The sequence below is a fragment of the Dinghuibacter silviterrae genome, from assembly GCF_004366355.1.
In the GTDB taxonomy this organism is placed as follows: Bacteria; Bacteroidota; Bacteroidia; order Chitinophagales; family Chitinophagaceae; genus Dinghuibacter; species Dinghuibacter silviterrae.
On sequence record NZ_SODV01000002.1, the window covers coordinates 1,379,342 to 1,397,806 of the forward strand.

Annotated in this window: 13 protein-coding genes; 6 read left to right on the plus strand and 7 right to left on the minus strand. The window is 54.8% G+C overall.

The genetic code is table 11. The features are described from left to right. The first annotated feature begins 4 nt into the window (after positions 1-4). Complete coding sequence (locus EDB95_RS23045; protein ID WP_133997954.1) at positions 5-1,663, plus strand: hypothetical protein; 1,659 nt, start codon at positions 5-7, stop codon at positions 1,661-1,663. A 9-nt stretch (positions 1,664-1,672) separates the two neighbouring features. Continuing rightward, positions 1,673-5,134 (plus strand): T9SS type A sorting domain-containing protein, encoded by a 3,462-nt coding sequence (locus EDB95_RS23050; RefSeq protein WP_133997957.1) that lies wholly within the window; start codon positions 1,673-1,675, stop codon positions 5,132-5,134. Here EDB95_RS23050 and EDB95_RS23055 read toward each other — a convergent pair. The 3 genes from EDB95_RS23055 to EDB95_RS23065 are packed head-to-tail and all read right to left on the minus strand — an operon-like array spanning position 5,124 to position 9,576. Beyond that, complete coding sequence (locus EDB95_RS23055; protein ID WP_133997960.1) at positions 5,124-8,108, minus strand: DNA polymerase III subunit alpha; 2,985 nt, start codon at positions 8,106-8,108, stop codon at positions 5,124-5,126. The genes EDB95_RS23050 and EDB95_RS23055 overlap by 11 nt on opposite strands. Continuing rightward, positions 8,098-9,279, minus strand: coding sequence for a DNA polymerase IV (gene dinB / locus EDB95_RS23060; RefSeq protein ID WP_133997963.1), 1,182 nt, complete (start codon positions 9,277-9,279; stop codon positions 8,098-8,100). Before dinB ends, EDB95_RS23055 begins: the two co-directional genes overlap by 11 nt. A 30-nt stretch (positions 9,280-9,309) precedes the next feature. Then, positions 9,310-9,576, minus strand: coding sequence for a hypothetical protein (locus tag EDB95_RS23065; RefSeq protein WP_133997966.1), 267 nt, complete (start codon positions 9,574-9,576; stop codon positions 9,310-9,312). A gap of 116 nt (positions 9,577-9,692) precedes the next feature. Between EDB95_RS23065 and EDB95_RS23070 the strand changes: the two genes are divergently transcribed. Both EDB95_RS23070 and EDB95_RS23075 read left to right on the plus strand, forming a co-directional pair. Next, a complete protein-coding gene (locus tag EDB95_RS23070; protein WP_133997969.1) occupies positions 9,693-11,234 on the plus strand; it encodes an MFS transporter in 1,542 nt (513 codons plus the stop codon). Positions 11,235-11,339: 105 nt separating this feature from the next. Further along, positions 11,340-12,524, plus strand: a complete 1,185-nt coding sequence (locus tag EDB95_RS23075) for an ATP-binding protein (protein ID WP_133997972.1) — start codon at positions 11,340-11,342, stop codon at positions 12,522-12,524. 1 nt (position 12,525) lies between these two features. On the opposite strand, the gene EDB95_RS23080 is transcribed toward EDB95_RS23075, so the two are convergent. The 3 genes from EDB95_RS23080 to EDB95_RS23090 all read right to left on the minus strand — a co-directional run bounded on the left by EDB95_RS23080 (position 12,526) and on the right by EDB95_RS23090 (position 15,606). Beyond that, a complete protein-coding gene (locus EDB95_RS23080) occupies positions 12,526-13,683 on the minus strand; it encodes an MFS transporter (RefSeq protein ID WP_133997975.1) in 1,158 nt (385 codons plus the stop codon). 19 nt (positions 13,684-13,702) lie between these two features. Then, positions 13,703-14,107 (minus strand): DoxX family protein, encoded by a 405-nt coding sequence (locus tag EDB95_RS23085; protein ID WP_133997978.1) that lies wholly within the window; start codon positions 14,105-14,107, stop codon positions 13,703-13,705. 86 nt (positions 14,108-14,193) lie between these two features. Further along, on the minus strand, positions 14,194-15,606 hold the full coding sequence (locus EDB95_RS23090; protein WP_133997981.1) for a hypothetical protein: 1,413 nt from the start codon (positions 15,604-15,606) through the stop codon (positions 14,194-14,196). Between the two features lie 101 nt (positions 15,607-15,707). On the opposite strand from EDB95_RS23090, the gene EDB95_RS23095 reads away from it, so the two are divergent. Both EDB95_RS23095 and EDB95_RS23100 read left to right on the plus strand, forming a co-directional pair. Next, positions 15,708-17,108, plus strand: coding sequence for a hypothetical protein (locus tag EDB95_RS23095; RefSeq protein WP_133997984.1), 1,401 nt, complete (start codon positions 15,708-15,710; stop codon positions 17,106-17,108). A 10-nt stretch (positions 17,109-17,118) separates the two neighbouring features. After that, a complete protein-coding gene (locus tag EDB95_RS23100) occupies positions 17,119-17,565 on the plus strand; it encodes a hypothetical protein (RefSeq protein ID WP_133997987.1) in 447 nt (148 codons plus the stop codon). A gap of 153 nt (positions 17,566-17,718) precedes the next feature. Here EDB95_RS23100 and EDB95_RS23105 read toward each other — a convergent pair whose 3' ends face one another. Next, the gene (locus tag EDB95_RS23105) at positions 17,719-18,423 is read right to left on the minus strand and encodes a Crp/Fnr family transcriptional regulator (protein ID WP_133997990.1); all 705 of its coding nucleotides are present in this window, start codon (positions 18,421-18,423) and stop codon (positions 17,719-17,721) included. Positions 18,424-18,465 lie beyond the last annotated feature (42 nt).

Consider the following 18,465-nt stretch of genomic DNA (forward strand, 5'->3'; position numbering starts at 1 on the left):
GCAGATGAAACCATTTATTATAACCTTTGCGGCGTTTTGCCTGATCATAACGGCCTGTCACAAGGTAGATCAGCACTATGATCTCGTCAACAATCAACCCTGGGTGACGACCAGCGGCACCACCTTTTATGTGGGCGATACGATGACGATGCAAGGAAAGATGTTCCTGGACAAGGGGGGGTACATCCGTGTAGACACCGTCAGTCCTGTGTTTGTATCGAAGATAAAAGTGCCCGGCCCTACGGCTGACTCTCTCGACCAGGTCCGTTTCCTCATCACCAAGAATATGGGCATCGGTAAAAACATCCCTGTGACAGTGACGGCCAACGGGATCACCATCCAGGCCCCGGCCATCACCATCCACGCCTTCTCCGGATTGCTGGAGCGTACGGATACCACTCTTTGGGTCGACCAGGTGGCCTCCTGGCAGCCCACCAACCCGGCTGACTATCAAACGCAGTCGGCGCCATTGATCATGGGGGCAAGCGTGGATGCCGCAGGGGACGTCTACTTCGACAATCCCCTGGGCATATTTGCCATCAAGGGGGGGGCTGCACAGGCGGTCATACAGGGAGGTACGCAGCTATCGGATGCCTCCGGCAGCTTTACGATCCGCCACATACTGGGTAGCGCCATCTCTTATGACGGGCAGACGCTGGGCTTTTCCGCCGAAGTAAAAGACAATACCGACACGGCGGGCAACTATGTATTCCGGTTCTGTACGATGAATCTAAATACGCATACCGTAACCACCCTCAACCGGACCCTGGAGCCCATGGCCGCGCCCGCCCACCTCGCCGGACCAGGTCCCTTCGAGGGCGCGGCCGCGTCGGTGAACATGGTGGCATTGTTTGTAAGCGCCGACTACAACGGCAACTGGTATTTTACCAATGGGTACGCGGTACCGGACACCCTCTTTCCGATGAGTTCGTGGTATACCAACTTTGTCGTCACCCGCTTCTCCCTCGAAGGCAGTCAAAATGTCTTGGACAACGTCTGCCGGTTGGGGACAGATGGAAAGCTCAAATCCCTCTTTAGCTACAAACCCCCTTCCAATCTTTCATCAAACCCTCCACTCTTCAATGCCCCCGGCTATCCGGTTGCGGATATCACGGAGACGCTTATTTCCCCGGACGGGAGTACGGCCGTCGTTCACAACAAAGCCGCCAGTGACGCGACCTATTCTGTCAATGTAGCGGTGTATGACTTAAACCTGCAGGTAGCCCTAAGCTCGCCCCCTGCGGAGGCCCAATACCGGTTTATATCGTATGACACCAGTCTGGCGACAGGGGCGGGGTCGACACCGATCACCATTCCGGTTTACTTTAATTTCTATGGTAATGCCCCGCACACCACCTTCTACCTACCCAACGGCAACCTCCTTTGGGCCGGCAGCCCCTCCGTGATCGCTTACAATATCCTGAACGAAACCTGCTTTTGCTATGCCGGTACGGAGCAAGGGCTGCTGTCCGGTGTTCCCGCTGCACAGGACAATCTGACCGGAAGGGCCAAATTTGTCAACTTTGCGCAGGTGGGCGCCACCTATTTCTGCGGGATGGACAGCCGGGGCGCGCTTTATTACTTCACGGCACCGGGGAATTCCTACGGGAGCGCGGTGACGAGCGGGCCGCTGACTTTTTATAAGTTATACTCAAAGCCATAACCCTATTGTATGCACAAAAAAGTGTTGCTTTTTGCCTGGACCTTGTTGTGCTTGTTACAGGTGGAACCTGGGATCGGACAAAGCGCAAAGCCGGTGAATGATGAATGTACCGGGGCGATCAATATCCCTACCAACGGATCGACATCCGATTCGCTGTACACCCTTTTCAGGGCGACTTTATCCATGACCCCCTGTACCGGCACCGCCGCCCGGGATATCTGGTTCAAATTTACGGCGACCAGCACCCTGCATAAAATATGGACGCAAGCAACCGACAGCCTTCCCGTTGTTGTACAGGTTTTCCAGGGCAGTTGCGGCAGCCTCACCTCCCTGATCTGCGACAACCATGCTAACGGAGAGGCAGAGGTGGCACATCTGACGGTAGGGGATACTTATTATTACCGCGTATATCTTGCCGGGGGGAATATCGCACAGCCCGATATCAAAACCTTTGTGATGACCGAGACCCCTTCCCCCAATGACGAAGTCACGGAAGCCAAGTCGATCAAAACGGATACCCTCTATCACGCATCATTGTATGGCTCGACCCAATCCCTTCCTTCCTGCAACAACACCGGCAGCCTGGCGGATGATATCTGGTTTTCCTTTGTTCCTAAGACCAAAGAGGCACGTGTCGTGCTGACCCCTCCCGCTGCCGGCAATTATGTCTTCCAGGTTTTCAGTGGTACGCCCGGAAATCTGACTTCGCTGGCCTGCGTCGCAGATACCTCCTCCCTCATAACCGGTCTTACCCCGGGCAGCACCTACTATATCCGGGTATATGCCAGCGTAAGCTATGCTATACCCTACTATTATCCATTTGGGCTGGAGGTCAAATCTATTTTGCCACCCGTGAATGACGAATGTACCGGAGCAATCAGCATCTCTACCGGTGGAACGTCCTATGATTCGCTGCATACCCTTGAGGGGGCTACCTTGTCCATGCCGGCCTGCACCGGCACCGCTGCCAGCGATATCTGGTTTACATTTACGGCGACCGGCACCCGGCATAAAATATGGGCGACAGCCACCGACAGCCTTCCGGTCGTGGTACAGGTCTTCCAGGGCAGTTGCGGCAGCCTCACCTCGCTGGCCTGTGATAGCCATGCCAACGGAGAAGTAGAGCTGTCCAGCCTGACGGTAGGAACCAGGTATTATTACCGCGTATATCTTGCCGGGGGTAATACAGCGATGCCCGATATAAAAACCTATGTAACGGCCGTGGCCCCTCCCTCCAATGACGAGGCCACAGGCGCTAAGGCGATCAAGACCGATACCCTCTATCATTTTACATTGGCCGGTGCGACCCAATCCCAGCCTCCCTGCGCCGATTACGGCAACCTGGCGGATGATATTTGGTATTCCTTTGTGCCTACAACCAACACCGCAAAAATCATTCTGACGCCGCCTACCTCTGTTCCCGCCTATTATGTTTTCCAGGTTTTTAGCGGTACACCTGGCAGCCTGACCTCGCTGGCCTGCATAGCAGATACCTCCCTCAAAGGGGCGGATAGTACTATTCTATCCGGTCTTACACCAGGCAGCGCCTACTATATCCGGGTATATAACAGCCTGGACAATGGTTCCGTCCTCACGCCATTTGGCCTGGAGGTCAAACCTATTGTGCCGCCGGTGAATGATGAGTGTACGGGTGCGATCAACATCCCTCCTGGCGGATCGACGTATGATTCGCTGTATACCCTGGCCGGGGCTACCCTGTCCATGCCGGCCTGCACCGGCTCTGCCGCCCGGGATGTCTGGTTTAAATTTACGGCGACCACCAGCACCCTGCATAAAATAGGGGTGCAAGCCACCGACAGCCTCCCGGTCGTGGTACAGGTCTTCCAGGGCAGTTGCGGCAACCTCACCTCCCTGTCTTGCAACAGCTATCCAAACGGCCAGGTAGAATTGAAAAACCTGACGGCAGGGGCTACCTACTATTACCGGGTATATCTCGCCGGAGGCAATACCGCGGAGACCAATATCAAAACCACCGTGTCGTCCATGGCCCTTGCCACCAATGACGAGGTCACGGGGGCCAGGGCGATCAAAACCGATACCCTCTATCGCTCGTCATTGCTGGGTGCGACCCAATCCATGTCCCCCTGCTATAGCACCGGCAACCTGGCCGATGATATCTGGTTCTCCTTTGTTCCTACCACCAACAGGACACGGATCATTCTAACCCCTTCCACCTTAGGCACTGCCCAGTATGTCTTTCAGGTTTTCAGCGGAACCCCTGGCAACCTGACGTCGCTGGCCTGCGTGGCGGATACCTCCTTCAGGCTGGCGGATAGCGTAATTTTTCACAACCTGACCATAGGCAGCACCTATTATATCCGGGTATATAACAGCATTGACTTTGGCTCAGCCCTCTATCCATTCGGGCTGGAGGTGAAAGCGATGGTGTCCCCAGTGAATGACGAGTGTACCGGGGCAATCAACATCCCTGCGAACAATACCGTCAACGATTCGCTGTACACCCTTGCAGGGGCTACCCTGTCCATGCCCGCCTGTACGAGCACGGCTTACAGCGATATCTGGTTCAAGTTCACGGCAACCGCTACGCGGCATATCGTACATGCCGTTGCGTCAAACAGCCATCCCACGGTAGTCCAGGTATTTAAAGGAAGCTGTGGCAGCCTTACGTCCCTGTACTGCTTCAACTACTCTAACGGAGACGCCAACCTGGTGAACCTTGTCCCCGGCACGACTTACTATTATAGAGTTTATCTGGCAGGAGGGGATTCCACGGAGACCTTCATCAATACCAGCGTAACGACCCCCGGGTCGGCCCCCTCCAATGACGAGGTCACCGGCGCGAAATCCCTCGTCATCGACAGCACGTACAGCCTTGTACTGGGGGCTGCCACGCAATCGATGCCTCCCTGCAATAATAGCGGGAATGAGGCCGACGATGTATGGTATTCCTTCGTAGCGACGGCTAACACCCTTGGTATCGCACTGGTGCCCAATAACGCATCGTTTGACTATGCCTTCCAGGTATTCAGCGGAACACCGGGTCAGCTGACGTCCCTGCTTTGTTTCGAGAATCCGGGAACGGAAAATGCCACGATCGGCGGCCTTACGACGGGCCAGACATACTATATGCGGGTGTACAATAATGATGGACTTTCTTCTAATTTATTTGGCTTTTCGTTAAAGATCCTGAGCGATGTGGGGACGGTGGTGGCCTCCATGCCGGATGCCGCCGCCTCCGACAGCGCGGTTTCTGTGCCGGGTACAACCGCTTTCGTATATCCCAACCCGGCACATGATTATATATATGTCAAAAGGACGGGCACGGGTATGCCGGTTTTCTCCATTGTGGATATGACAGGAAGGACGTATCTGACAGGAAGGTTGTTGAACCCGGTCATCAATATCAGCCGGCTTCCGACGGGTTGTTATGTGCTGGTGATCCGGGATATGGACATGGTGCGGAAGAGCATACTCTTTATTAAAGAATAGAACGCCCTTTTAACCCCTGTTTCCGCATGGCATTGACGTCGACCGAATACACCCCAAACTCTTCTATCACCTTGCCTGTGAACACATAAAACCCATTACCTTGAAACGGAAACCGCGCCAACGAAGCGGGGAAGTGCACCGTATCCACCCAATCCCCCCGTTTGTCGAAAAACGTCCCGAACATCATGGACTCGCCTTTTTGGGTTCGGGCCTGTTTGGTGATGACGAGATAGCCGATCATGGTCACCGTTTGGCCAAGGCAAGCCGGCAGATCGGAGGTCGTCTTGAATGCCTCCAGATCGACATCGGCCAATGCCCATACATTCGTCAACGGGAACCCCAGCAGTTCCATCTCGTCGTATGCATCATCCAGCGGATGCTCCGCCAGATCCGGCAACTGCCAGCGTGCGGGCTGCTCCCGGAAGAGCGCGACGCCTGCGGGCTGGCGTTGCTTTTTTTTGTACAAAAAAGTGGCCTCCCACAGCAATTCCTTTTTCCTCTTCCCAGTAAACCGCAGGGCCCCGATGCGGATCAGCAGGTTCATTTGCTCGGGGGTGATGGCGACGCGGTCGACCAGGTCGCCGACGTCGGTAAAAATGCCGTTGTGGGCACGCTCGGCGAGCAGCGTTTTCACGAGCTTCTCTTCCAAACCCTGGACGTGGTTAAAGCCCGTAATGACCGTGGACCCCTTGATTGATGTCTCGTACGACCCCTCGTTGACGCAGGGCGGCAACACTGTCGCGCCCGTCCCTTTCAGCTCGTGGAAATACACCTCCGTCCGGTAGAACCCGCCGAAGTTGTTGATGACCGCCACCATAAACTCCATCGGGTAATAGGTTTTCAGGTACAGGCTTTGATAGCTTTCCACCGCGAAGCTCGCGGAGTGCGCCTTGCTAAAGGAAAAACCGGCAAAGGATTCCATTTGCCGCCAGACCTCGGCGCTCAGCGCCTCCTCATATCCTTTGGCCTTGCAACCTTCAAAGAACCGGTCCCGGATGGCCCGGAAGCGGTCGTTCCCCCGGTACTTCCCGCTCATGGCGCGCCTCAGCACATCGGCCTCTCCCAGGTCGAGACCCGCGAAATAGTGCGCTACCTTGATCACATCTTCCTGGTATACCATCACGCCAAAGGTTTCCTTTAGCAACTCTTCTAGTTTTGGATGGAGGTACTCGATCGCAGCAGGATGATGAAACCGGTGGATGTATTGTCGCATCATCCCCGACTGGGCGACTCCCGGCCGGATAATCGAGCTCGCCGCTACCAGCGTCAGGTAGTCATCGCAGCGCAGCTTTTGCAGCAACTGTCGCATCCCCGGGCTCTCGATATAAAAACACCCGATGCTGTCGGCTTTTCTGATGCGCGCGGCGACCAGGGGGTCATGCTTGAACGTCTCCACGTCGTGTATGTCGATGGACACCCCTTTGTTTTGCCGTACCAGTTCAATACAATCTTTGATGTGCCCCAGCCCGCGCTGGCTCAGGAGGTCCAGCTTGAAAAGGTTGATTTTTTCCGCGAGAAAAAGGTCGATTTGCGCCGCCGGCAATCCTTTGGGCGGCAACTCCACCACCGTGTAGGTATACATTGGTTTTTCGCTGATCAGCATCCCGCCCGGGTGCACCGAGCCGTGGTTGGGGAAATTGATCATCCGCTCGCTGTAGTGCTGTATCCCCCGCTGGTAGCGGTCTTCCTTTAGCGGTGCCTTCGGGCTGTCGACCAGGGCGTCGATTTCCGGTTTCGGCAGGCCGCACACCTTCCCCAGCTCCCGGATCGTTGCGTTTCGCTGAAACGTGCTGAACATCCCGAGAAGTGCCACGCGTTCGGACCCATATTTTGTAAAGACATACTGCATCACCTCGTCCCTGTCCTTCCAGGAAAAATCGATGTCAAAGTCGGGTGGCGAGCTTCGCTTTGGGTTCAAAAAGCGTTCGAAATACAGGTTCAGCTCCATCGGATCCACGTCGGTGATCTGGAGACAATAGGCCACGATGGAATTGGCCCCGCTTCCCCGGCCCACATAGTAAAAGCCCCGGCTTTGCGCATACCGGATGACGTCCCAGGTGATCAGGAAAAAGGCGTTAAAGCCCATCTGGTCGATGATGCCAAGCTCCTTTTCCACGCGCTCCAGCGCGTCCGCCCGTGCTTCGTAGCGGTAGCGGAAACCCTCCAGGGCCTTTTGTCTTAACAGTTTTCTGTCCTCCTTCTTGCTCCCGGTATAGGTTTGCAGTGTCTTATCCGTGCTGAAATCCAGGGACAGGTCGCAGGTGTCCATGACCTCTTTCGTCCGGGTGATCAGGGTGGGGTGGTGGGCGAAGACAGCTGTGAGCTGTTCTTGTGTATGGAAAAATTCATCCGCCGCAGCTATATCCTCCGGTTGTTGCCTGGTCAGGAGGGTATTTTTATCGATCGCCCTGAGCAGGCGGTGCAACCGGTAGGATTCGTTTTTCTGGTTCCGGTCCCGGCTGTTGTCGTCTGCCGGCGGCGCCTGGAAGGACACGGGGTTGCGGATGACGAATTTTCCGCCGGTCGTGTTTTTGCCGTAGAGTTTGTTGACCTCGGAGGGGCGGACACCGATCAGCTCGTGTTCGTCCAGGTCGCCCGGCCGCAGCGCCCCGGGGGCCGCCGTCTCCATCCCATAAATGATCCGAACATGCTCCGCCTTTAACCTCGGCCGCTGCGGGAAAGGCGCCTTCGTCTGCAGGTGCTCCGACAGGAACCGGTTGATCGCAGCAAAGCCGTCCAGGTTTTTGGCCAACAGTAGGTAGCAAAAGGTATCCTCATTCCGCACCTCCGCCCCCAGGACCGGTCGTATACCTTGCTGTATGCAGAATTCGTAAAAGTCCCAGGCGTCTGCGGTGCAATTGATGTTTGTCAGCGCCAGCGCCTCCGCGCCGATCGCGGCACCCGCCTTCACCAGCTCCTCCGTCGTGAAGGTGCCGTAGCGGTAGCTGAAATAGGTTTTGCAGTTAAGATACATAGCGCTTGTTTTCCCCCCCAACAAATCCGACCGCCCTGCGCAGGAGGTCATTGCCAAAGCGGCGCTTGATGTGGTCGATCTGCTGGTAGAGGTGGATCATCTCCTGCGTGTCCTCGAACAGGTCGATCTGGTAGTTCCCCGGGATCAGGTGCGAAAACCGGACGCCCACCAGCCGCACCAGCAACCGGCGGTCGTACAACTGTGCAAACAATTCCTTGACCTTTTGCAGCAGCACGTGGTCCGACCCTGTGTAGGGAATCGTCGCCTGTTTGGTAAACGTATCGAAGTTGGAATACCGCACCTTGACGGTGATACATCCCGTCAATTTGTTTTGCTCGCGGAGCTCGAAGGCGATCTTTTCCGTCATCTTTACCAGCTCGTCTCCTAAGAACGTCATATCAGTCGTGTCCGCGTGAAAAGTGTTTTCGGTCGAAATGCTCTTCTGCTCGCTATACGGTACCACCGGGCTTTCGTCGATGCCGTTGGCTTTGCGCCAAAGGTCGATCCCGTTTTTGCCGAAGATATTCGCCAGCATTTCCATCGGAATGTCGGCCAGCACCCGGATGGTTTCCACGCCCATCTGCCGCAACTGGTCCGCGGTCTGCTTGCCCACCATCGGCAGCTTCTGCACCGAAAGGGGCGCCAGGTAACGGCGTTCCTCTCCAAAGGGAATTTCCATCTGCCCCCTGGGCTTGACCTCGTTGGTGGCCACCTTACTGATCAGCTTGTTCGACGCCAGGGCATAAGAGATGGGCAGCCCCGTTTCGTCCGTGATGGTTTCCCTGAGTTCCCGGGTGAATTTGGAGATGCCAAAAAACCTGTCCATCCCCGACAGGTCTATATAGAATTCGTCGATGCTGGCCTTTTCACAAACGGGCACCTTTGACCGGATGATGTCCGTGACCAGGTGCGAGTACTTCGAATAACTCTCCATATCTCCGGAGATGACCATCGCTTCCGGGCAAAGACGCCTGGCCAGCTTCATCGGCATCGCGCTGTGCACCCCGAACTTCCGGGTCTCGTAGCTACAGGCCGCAACAACGCCCCGTTCGCCACCGCCCACGATCAACGGCCGCCCCTTCAAAACGGGGTTCTTCAGACACTCGACGGACACGAAAAACGCATCCAGGTCGAAGTGTGCGACCGATCGTGCGGTAGGAGAAGAGGCCATATCGGCACTAAATTACTAAAAAATACTAAATTATTTAGCAATTTTTAGAAATATACTCACCCCCAGGTTCCGTATCGCTTCTACGATGGAGCGCAGCGTATCCATGTGTTGATGGAAAATATCCGGAAAATGCACGAGTCTTCGTTCTTTTACAATCAGGGTCACTTCCTTCGGAAGGTCGAGGGCCGCTGCTTGTTTCAGCCAGATTTCGGTCGGATGTTCCGCCGGCGCCCACGAAACCTCGGCCGGGATCGCAAACGAATAGTGGTAAAAGATGATTTTCTTAGGCGTTGTCATAGAATAGTATTCGGTTAACCCCCCCGTTTCAAAAATGAGACCAAAGTCAGGATCCCCCCTCTTAAAAGTCATTAACACATCCCTGCGTGGCAGGGGACAGTCACTAAGTTTGTAGTATGAACACTGTAACCCTCGCTGGTAGACGCGAATGGATCGCACTCGCCGTGTTAGCGCTGCCCACATTGTTGTTGTCGATCGACGTCAGCGTCCTGTACCTTGCGCTGCCGCCCCTCAGCCAAAGCCTCCACGCCAACAGCGGCCAGCAGCTCTGGATTATGGATATTTATAACTTTATGATCGCCGGCTGGCTCGTGACCATGGGCACCGCCGCGGACAGGTTAGGATACCGGCCCATTATGCTTATCGGGGCCTTGGGATTTAGCCTGGCCTCCATCATGGCTGCTTTCTCCACCACGGCCGGCATGCTCATCGCGGCCCGTGCGCTCATGGGTATCACCGGAGCCACCCTCATGCCCTGTACCCTGGGGCTTATCCGTCACATGTTTCATGATGCCCACCAGCGGGCGACCGCCATATCCCTTTGGATGAGCTGTTTTATGGTGGGTATGGTGATCGGCCCCCTCGTCGGCGGGGTGATCATCGAGCATTTTCATTGGGGAGGTGTTTTTCTGATGGGTGTTCCCGTGATGCTCCTGCTCCTCGTGGCCGGTCCTTTGCTCCTGCCCGGCTATCGGGAAGGGACCACGCACACCCTGGATCCTGTTGGGGTGATCTTGTCCCTCTTGGCTATCCTGCCCTTTGTCTATGGGTGTACAGAGCTCGCCCGGTCGGGGTGGTCGTTTTGGCCCTTGCTTATTCTACTGGCGGGAATCGTTTTCGGTGTCGTCTTTGTCCGGCGGGAACGGCGTCAGGCTGATCCCCTGTTGGATCTTCGTCTTTTTGCCGATCGCGTATTCAGCGCCACCCTTATCGTGCTGTTTTTTATCGCTATCGCGATGGGGGGGATTTCCATTTTCACCGCTCAATATTTGCAAATGGTGCTGGGGTTATCTCCGTTGCACGCCGGGTTGTGGATGGTCCCGCAGGCGGTTTTTATGATGATCGGGTTTTTGATCTCCCCACCGCTCGCCAAGCGGTTCCGGCCCGGGGGACTTTTTGCGGTGGGGCTTGTTATTGCGGCCATCGGGTTGTTCCTGATCGCGCTGGTGGGGCCGGATGCCATTTCCCCTGGTCCCGGCTCCGTTCCTGCCGGGCGCGGTCTCGCCCTCGTCGTCATCGGAGGCGTCCTCAGCGCCTTTGGGATCGCCCCCGCTGTTTCCCTGGGCACCGGCATCGTCATCAGCGCGGCGCCTCCTGAAAAGGCCGGTTCCGCGTCCGCCATTTGCGAGACGTGCAACGAGCTTGGCGTCGCCTTGGGTGTTGCCCTCCTGGGCAGCCTGGGGGCCTTCTTCTACCGCCTCCGGCTACCCTCCTTTTTGCCCTCGGGGCTATCCGTCCGCGACCTTTTTGCTGCGCGGGAAGGCTTTGCTTCGGCCTTTACCCTCGTTCCGGCAGTGCGTCCCCAGGCGGCGGCGGCCTATATGTCCGGAATGCAGGTAGCCGCGGGCGTGAGCGCGGTGGTGCTGGCGGGGTTGGCGGTGATTTCGGTGGTGGGGTTGCGGAGTGTGCGGCCGCTTGGGGCGGGAGCGGCCCATTAGGGGGAAAACCGTGACATTTGAAAGTTTGACTTTCAGATGTCACTGTTTTTTGTCTTTTTTTGTGATATTTGAAAGTTTGACTTTCAAATATCCTAAATTTGCCCTATGATTCGCAGAGATCTTGAACATAGGTTGACCAACGCCCTTTCACACGTACCTGTGGTGGCCGTCGTAGGTCCCCGGCAGGTCGGCAAAACGACGCTTGCGCTGGAGATTGCCCATCAGCAACCGACCAAAAAGGCATCCTATCTGGACTTGGAACTGGATTCCGACTTGAGCAAACTCGATGACGCTGAAGGTTACCTAAAGCGATTTAACAACCAGTTGTTGATTATTGATGAAGTACAGAGAAAACCGGACCTGTTTCGGCTTCTAAGGGGGCTTGTGGATGTCCGTAAACGTGAAGGAGAAACGGCCGGCCAGTTTTTATTGCTTGGGTCTGCTTCCCGGGAATTGTTACAACAATCTTCAGAAACACTGGCGGGCAGGATCCGCTACCTGGAGCTAAGTCCTTTTTCATCCTGGGAAATCTATACAGACGATCCCCTGGCATTTAACCCGGAGAAACTATGGTTTCGCGGGGGATTTCCCAATAGCTTTTTGGCACCGACAGATGATGAAAGCTGGGAGTGGAGGAACGACTTTATTTCTACTTATATAGAGCGGGACCTGCCACTTATGGGCCCTCAGGTGTCGGCCACAAGAATGAAAAGGTTTTGGACGATGTTGGCGCATTACCATGGTCAGCAGGTCGTTTATTCGGACTTGGGCAAGAGCCTTGAAGTAAGCCATACAACGATAAAGTCCTACCTGGATATCCTGACCGATTTTTACATGGTCAGGCAAATTCAGCCATGGGCCGGAAATACGAAAAAAAGGCTGATCAAATCGCCTAAGATATACATACGGGATACCGGACTATTACATAGCCTGCTTAATATTTCAACTTTTGAAGGCTTATTGGGAAACCCGGCAGTGGGCGCCAGTTGGGAGGGTTTTGTCATGGAAAGCATTATTACCCGCCTTTCCACTAAATGGCAATACAGCTATTACCGGACAGTCACCCAAACGGAGATCGATCTTGTGTTGGAGGGCCCCGGGGGACAAATATGGGCCATCGAAATAAAAAAGTCAGGCGCACCCAGTGTTAAAAAAGGATTTCATGCCGGTTGCGAGGACATCAAGGCAACCCATAAATTCGTCGTCTACTCGGGGACCGAGCGCTTTCCGCTTTCCGACAATGTTGAAGCCATTGGACTTGTTGCGTTCCTGAAGTTGATAGAAGAATAGTCTACTCCCTCATCCGGGCAACCGTCCCCGCAATAAACAGCCCCATTAAGGAAAGGAAAAGAAAAGAAACCCTCAAACTCGTCGCCCCCGCAATAAACCCGATCAGGGGCGGCCCGAAAAGGAGCCCCATAAAGCTAATGGTAGAGATCGATGCCAGCGCCATCCCCGCTGACACTGTTTTGGACTTGCCTGCGGTGGACAGGATCAGGGGGACGACGGAGGACGAGCCCAGCCCTACGAGAAACATGCCCAGCACAGCCGTGGGCAGCTGGGGAACGGCCACGGCCAGCACCAGACCTGCGGTGATCAGGAGGCCACTTCCCTGCAAAACTTTTTTCATCCCTATCCTGGTGACCAGCCCGTCGGCAACAAACCGGCCAAAAGCCATTGTGCATGTAAAGGAGGCATAACCGAGGCCGACGGAAGAAGGGGAGACCCGCACTATTTTTTTAAAGAATATGCCGCTCCAGTCCGCCATGGCGCCTTCACAGATCATCACCAAGAGGGCCACCAGCCCCAGCGCTACCAGCGAACGGTCGGGCTTTGCGAACATCGTTTTTTTGACATCTTCCGCGACCTCCTGCGCGGGCAAAAGCCGCGGGAAACTCAGCGCCATCAGCGTGACAGCTACGGCCCCAATGATCAGGAAATGACCCGTCGGGGTCACCGGGACCGCCATCATCGCTGTGCCCACCAGGGCGCCGGTAAAGCTCGCCAGGCTCCACAACCCGTGAAACGATGCCATGATGGTGCGGCCATAGAGCGCTTCCACCTCCACCGCCTGGGTGTTCATCGAAATGTTCAGCAGGTTGCCGGAAAACCCGAAAAGGAGCAGGGAAGACACCAGCAAAGCCGTGCTGGGCGCCATCCCCAGCAATTGCAGCATCGAGATGTAAGTGACCGCGGAAAACCCCGCCACCAGCCGGCTCCCCTTCAGTTGGATCAGCCAGCCCGCCACGGGGAGCGACAACATCAACCCCACCGGGGCCGCCATCAGCACCCCGCCCATCGCGCCGTCCGAAAGTTTGAGGTTTTGCTGGATCGTCGGAATTCTTGACGCCCAGCTCGAATTACAAAGCCCGGATAGGAAGAACAACGCACCCGTGGCTGCCCTGTGGGAGCGCCGGTCGTTCAGGGGTAATATCCGCAGCTTGATCATCGGCTGCGAAGGTACAGCCTCACAGGTAACTATCCACGCTGAACCGGCCCGCTCCTGTAATCATCAGGGTCGCGAACACGCCGAAGTACAGATAGACCAGCTCCGCGTGGTCCGCCATAAAGGAGAATTGATGCATGGCTCCGAAAACGACCCCTAAGTTGACGACGATCAGAAAGGCCGCCAGCCTCGTGGCAAAACCCACCGCCACCAGGATCGAGCAAAGGGCATCGGTGATCAGCGCGTAAATCAGGCTCAGCCTTGGCCCGATGTGGATGGGGTCCGGAAAATGCGCCGCCATATCCTGGAAATGCGTCACTTTTTCAAGACCGTGCTTGACAAACAAACTTGCACCCGCCCACACACGCAATAGGAGTAATGCGATATCAATCCGAACGGGGATATTGGACCGGAAGGACCTTTTCATGAAATGGTGGATTTTCTAGTGGATTTTCGGACCCTAATATAGCATTTTTTAGAATATGTATTGCCCTCTATTTGCGCCCGCCCGCTCTATCTGTGGATATAGACAGCACCGTCCTTTCCCATATACACCGTATCCAGACCCATTTGCTTAAGACTATCCAGGCAATATTTCGGATATGCCAAGCAAGCATCGATCCAAACTACATACGCCCCCCGGTCGTTTTTGAAATCCCTTATGTCTCTTGGGGAGGCTTGATCCGGAAGGTAGTCCGATTCCTTCCGTTTTGACAGCAGGTAGAGAATGTCCGGCGCATTTGTATACACGCTCGTGTTCGTGTCCACTATGTCCGGGTGGGTGTTTATAAATTCCAGGGTGGGGGACTGGCGGAGGGTTTGGATGTCATAGCGGACGTACCTTTTATAGGCGATCCCGGGGTGTGTTATATAGGTCGCGTCCGCCATGATACCCACCACCAGGAGAATTATTATCGGGATTGGTCCGGTTCTCTTGTAGATCGTTCCACCAATCCCCAGCAAGGCCGGTATGAATAGCGGCGACAAAAGCCGGGTATCCAGGCTCTCATAAGCCGTTAGCATCGATGTTCCCAGGATAAACACCGTGTAGATGCCTGTGAAGGTCACACAGATCGTTGTAAGTGAACCCTTTTTTCGTTTCCAGATGGCTATCAGCGCCGCGATAAAAAGGAGTGTTATAGGTGCGTATAGGACCGGCCACCGGTTCAACGGCGGCGCCCACTCGCACAAAACACCACCAAACCTTTGCAGGTGGGTCCACAGGGATAGGAGGTTTTTTTGCCGGTCCCCGGTGACCGTGCCGCTGATCAGTTGGTTGCGGACCAGGTTGAGTGCCAGCGGAGTTCCCGCCGCCAGGCCGTACAGTACGGCCTTTTTAAAACCCCTGTCCCATAAAATGATCAGCGCTCCCGTGGCGATCAGGGTGACGCCTGCATAACGAACCACCGCCGACAATCCCGCGGCGACGACCATCATCCAAAAGGACCCTTTTTGGCTCGCGGCGATAAACCAAACGATGAGCACGATGAAGAGGGTCTCCGACCAAAGCATTTCGTAGACCTCCAGCAAGGCGGGGCTCGCCACGACGCAGGCGCCTAAGAGGAGTTGCCCCTTGCGGTCGATCCCCTCCCTTTTTAGCAACTGCGTTACCGTAAATGTTATTCCGGCCAGCATGATCGCATTTAGGAACAATGCAAACTTTATCGGGTCCAGACCCGTTATTTTTTGCAGTGTCGCCAGGAACAGCGGGTAACCCACCGGGAAGTCCACAAACACGTCCCTGTCAAAGGACCTCAATACGCCCCCGTGGTTCAGGTTCCTCGACACGCTCGTGTAGGTGATCGAGTCCGCAGAAATGCCAATCCCCGGTAATGAGGAGAGGATCAGTATAAACCCGGATAGGGCCAGCAACACCGCCCAAAAATCGATCGGCTTTTGCCCCCCCGTTATATTGTCTTTTACCATGCTTGGATGGTAAAAGTATAGTTTTTGCCCAAATCTCCAGGTTTTTACGGATTGACTTTGTCTCTTACACTCATTAGTTTGGTTCCCTAAATATTTTGGATATGTTCAACAGACTGGCTTTAGTGATCGTTTTTCTTTTGCTTGTTACGGCGTGTGGCAAGGCGCCCCGGCCGTTTTCTGATGATTTGATAGGGGAGGCGCAACATTATTTTTGGTCGACCTACCGGCCGGATACCCTTGTGTACAGCCCCGACGCCCGGGGTGTACAGCCCCTTTGGGATAGGGCGGTTGTGCGGGCCTTTTCCTTCGGACCGGGTGTCGTGGTGCCTCTTTCCGGCGCATCCCTCACCGTTCGGGGAGTATCGGGAGTTTCGTTTACCTGGTTGTTGATGTATCAGGATGCTTCCCGGGCCTGGCACGTTGAACGGGTGCTTCGCATGCCCGGTCCCGCTGGAGAAATTCGGGTAGAGGACAGGTTTGGGGTGTTTCTCCGGGGGTATGTCAGTGCTCTTCCGTTGCGGGCTTCCCGGACTTTTTTGCGTGATCAGCCTTCTTTGGCCGTCACGCCGCTCCTGCCGGTATCCCCGCTTTTGGTCAATCCCTCAGGACCCTCTCACGCCTCCATTTGCATCATCACGGATTGGTACGCCTGCAGCTCCATCGGGGGCGGGCCCACCCAGTGTCAATACGTCTACTCCACCGAAGAATGTACCGACGATGGCACCGTCGACACTACCCCCTCCTCCGGTGGACCTACTTTTTCCGACTACACCCTTGTCGGCCTCCCCTCCGGGAGTGCCTCCGCCGGCGGAGTAGCCCATGCCTCCATCAAGCCCGATACCTCTATTACCAATCACCCTATTGTTCAATGCGTATATCTTCACCTCATGAACCCCAATCTCAATCATGGGCTTCGGAGTATCCTTTCCGGTTTTGATGACAACCAGGTCTACAACGTCACGTTTGCCCTGTCCGATACCATAGCTTCCTCCGATGGGCGGTGTTCGTATCTGGGGAACAATAACTTTGTCATTACCCTTAATGCCTCCTCGGCCCTGGATACCGACTACTCCCGCATTTACCTCGCGGCTACCTTTATACACGAGGCCTTTCACGCGCGGCTTCGCCAGAAGGCCCTCGAAACCTTCGGTTCTTCCGTCATTTCGGCCTGGCCCCAGCCTATCGATGATATGGACCTTTCTGAGCTGGCTACTTATTTTGAGGCGGAGTCCAAATCCGTCAATATTTGGGAGAGTGTGGAGCATGATTGGATGGTCGCTAATATCGCTTCGCTGGCGACCTCACTGGAGCAGTTTGTGCAGACATACTATAAAGCGACGTACGCTGCGGTGGGCAGCGATCTTGCGCCTTATGAGGCTCTTATGTATATGGGGTTGCAGAATTCGACGTTGTATCAGGAGGAGGTGGTGGGGAAGGGGTTGGCGTCAGAGTTTACGACTTATCGAGGCCTATTGAATGAGGGTGGAAAATGTCAAAATTAAAATGGGAAATATGCAATATATAATTGTAACAATTCTATTCAGCGCGGCATTGTTGACAAAAAGAGAGGGCTCTTTTTCTACAAAGCGACATTTGGAGGATAGTGTTTTTATTAAATTGCCAGAGCATTATGACACGTTAAATGTTTCATTCATTGGGAAGAACATTTCTAGAATTGTTTTTGACAAATTCTCCCAAAAAACCTACACCGCTCCCGAGGGCACTTCCCTGGACGTGCAGCGAACCGCATCTTTCGCCTATCCCTCAAATGGATTACCCGAAAGCGTTGTTCAAAAGATTGTAGATCTGAAAGCAATTTCCGACAGCGTCCAACGCGCCCCCCACACCTTCTTCCACCGCCACACCTTCTTCCTAATCATAACCCGCCAGGACACCTGCTATTTTTATCACGCCAAAGGCGAATACCTTAATAAAAACTTTGACAATGATGTACAATGACGACAAAGAGCGGCTAATACAGTGGATGATTGCAATGGACCTCATGAGGAAGCTGCCACGGAAAATATTCATCCTGGAGCCAACGCCCTTTCCACTTACATCGAATCGGCAGATATTGCGCTTCACAGGCTGGAACAGCGACGCTTCAAAGAACTAGCTCTCCGCCACCCCGATCAATCCCCGAACATCAAGAACAACGATCTTGCGGCCCTTCGTTTGGAGCAGCCCTTCTTCTTTGAATTCGGTGAGGATACGGACGACGTTTTCACGGGTGGTGCCGGCGAGGCTGGCGAGGTCTTCCCTGGAGAGGTTGATTTCCACGGGCGTTCCGGGTTCGAAGTTGATTTTGTACTTCTCGCGGAGAACGACGAGTTGGAGGGCGAGGCGTTCGCGGACGGAACGGCGGGCAAAAAGGGTGAGGTTGTTGATGAGGACGGAGAATTCGTGGCTGAGGTTCTGGAGGAGGCGATGGTTGAGGGTGGGGGAGTGACGGAGGGTGTGGAGAAAGTCCTCGCGTTCGACAACAGTAAGCGTGCTTTCTTCGAGGGTGGCGGCGGAGTCGGGGTACCTTCCCTCGGAAAGGACGGCGTGGTATCCGATCAGTTCTCCGGTGTTGGCGACGTAGATGATTTGTTCACGGCCGGCTTTATCGGTTTTGAATTTTTTGACCTTGCCGGTGGCGATAAAAAAAATGGACGAAGGGAAAGAGCCCTCGCGGAAAATGGTATCTCCTTTTTTATACGTGTGGGTGGTGGATCGCTCCATAAGCATGTCGAGGTCTTCTTCGGGGAGACCGGAGAGGATGGACTGGCTTTTGAAATCCCAATTGTCGATCGGAAAGATCCCTTTTATACTCATGGATGGGTAAAAGTACGAAAAGTGATTAAATGCACTTTTTTG

What these genes read in the sequence shown, in the direction of transcription:
- EDB95_RS23070 (WP_133997969.1), top strand. Translation starts at nt 9,693, where the DNA reads ATGAACACTGTAACCCTCGCTGGTAGACGCGAATGGATCGCACTCGCC.
- EDB95_RS23090 (WP_133997981.1), bottom strand. Translation starts at nt 15,606, where the DNA reads ATGGTAAAAGACAATATAACGGGGGGGCAAAAGCCGATCGATTTTTGG.
- EDB95_RS23045 (WP_133997954.1), top strand. Translation starts at nt 5, where the DNA reads ATGAAACCATTTATTATAACCTTTGCGGCGTTTTGCCTGATCATAACG.
- EDB95_RS23055 (WP_133997960.1), bottom strand. Translation starts at nt 8,108, where the DNA reads ATGTATCTTAACTGCAAAACCTATTTCAGCTACCGCTACGGCACCTTC.
- EDB95_RS23050 (WP_133997957.1), top strand. Translation starts at nt 1,673, where the DNA reads ATGCACAAAAAAGTGTTGCTTTTTGCCTGGACCTTGTTGTGCTTGTTA.
- EDB95_RS23085 (WP_133997978.1), bottom strand. Translation starts at nt 14,107, where the DNA reads ATGAAAAGGTCCTTCCGGTCCAATATCCCCGTTCGGATTGATATCGCA.
- EDB95_RS23105 (WP_133997990.1), bottom strand. Translation starts at nt 18,423, where the DNA reads ATGAGTATAAAAGGGATCTTTCCGATCGACAATTGGGATTTCAAAAGC.
- EDB95_RS23065 (WP_133997966.1), bottom strand. Translation starts at nt 9,576, where the DNA reads ATGACAACGCCTAAGAAAATCATCTTTTACCACTATTCGTTTGCGATC.
- EDB95_RS23095 (WP_133997984.1), top strand. Translation starts at nt 15,708, where the DNA reads ATGTTCAACAGACTGGCTTTAGTGATCGTTTTTCTTTTGCTTGTTACG.
- EDB95_RS23075 (WP_133997972.1), top strand. Translation starts at nt 11,340, where the DNA reads ATGATTCGCAGAGATCTTGAACATAGGTTGACCAACGCCCTTTCACAC.
- dinB (WP_133997963.1), bottom strand. Translation starts at nt 9,279, where the DNA reads ATGGCCTCTTCTCCTACCGCACGATCGGTCGCACACTTCGACCTGGAT.
- EDB95_RS23080 (WP_133997975.1), bottom strand. Translation starts at nt 13,683, where the DNA reads ATGATCAAGCTGCGGATATTACCCCTGAACGACCGGCGCTCCCACAGG.
- EDB95_RS23100 (WP_133997987.1), top strand. Translation starts at nt 17,119, where the DNA reads ATGCAATATATAATTGTAACAATTCTATTCAGCGCGGCATTGTTGACA.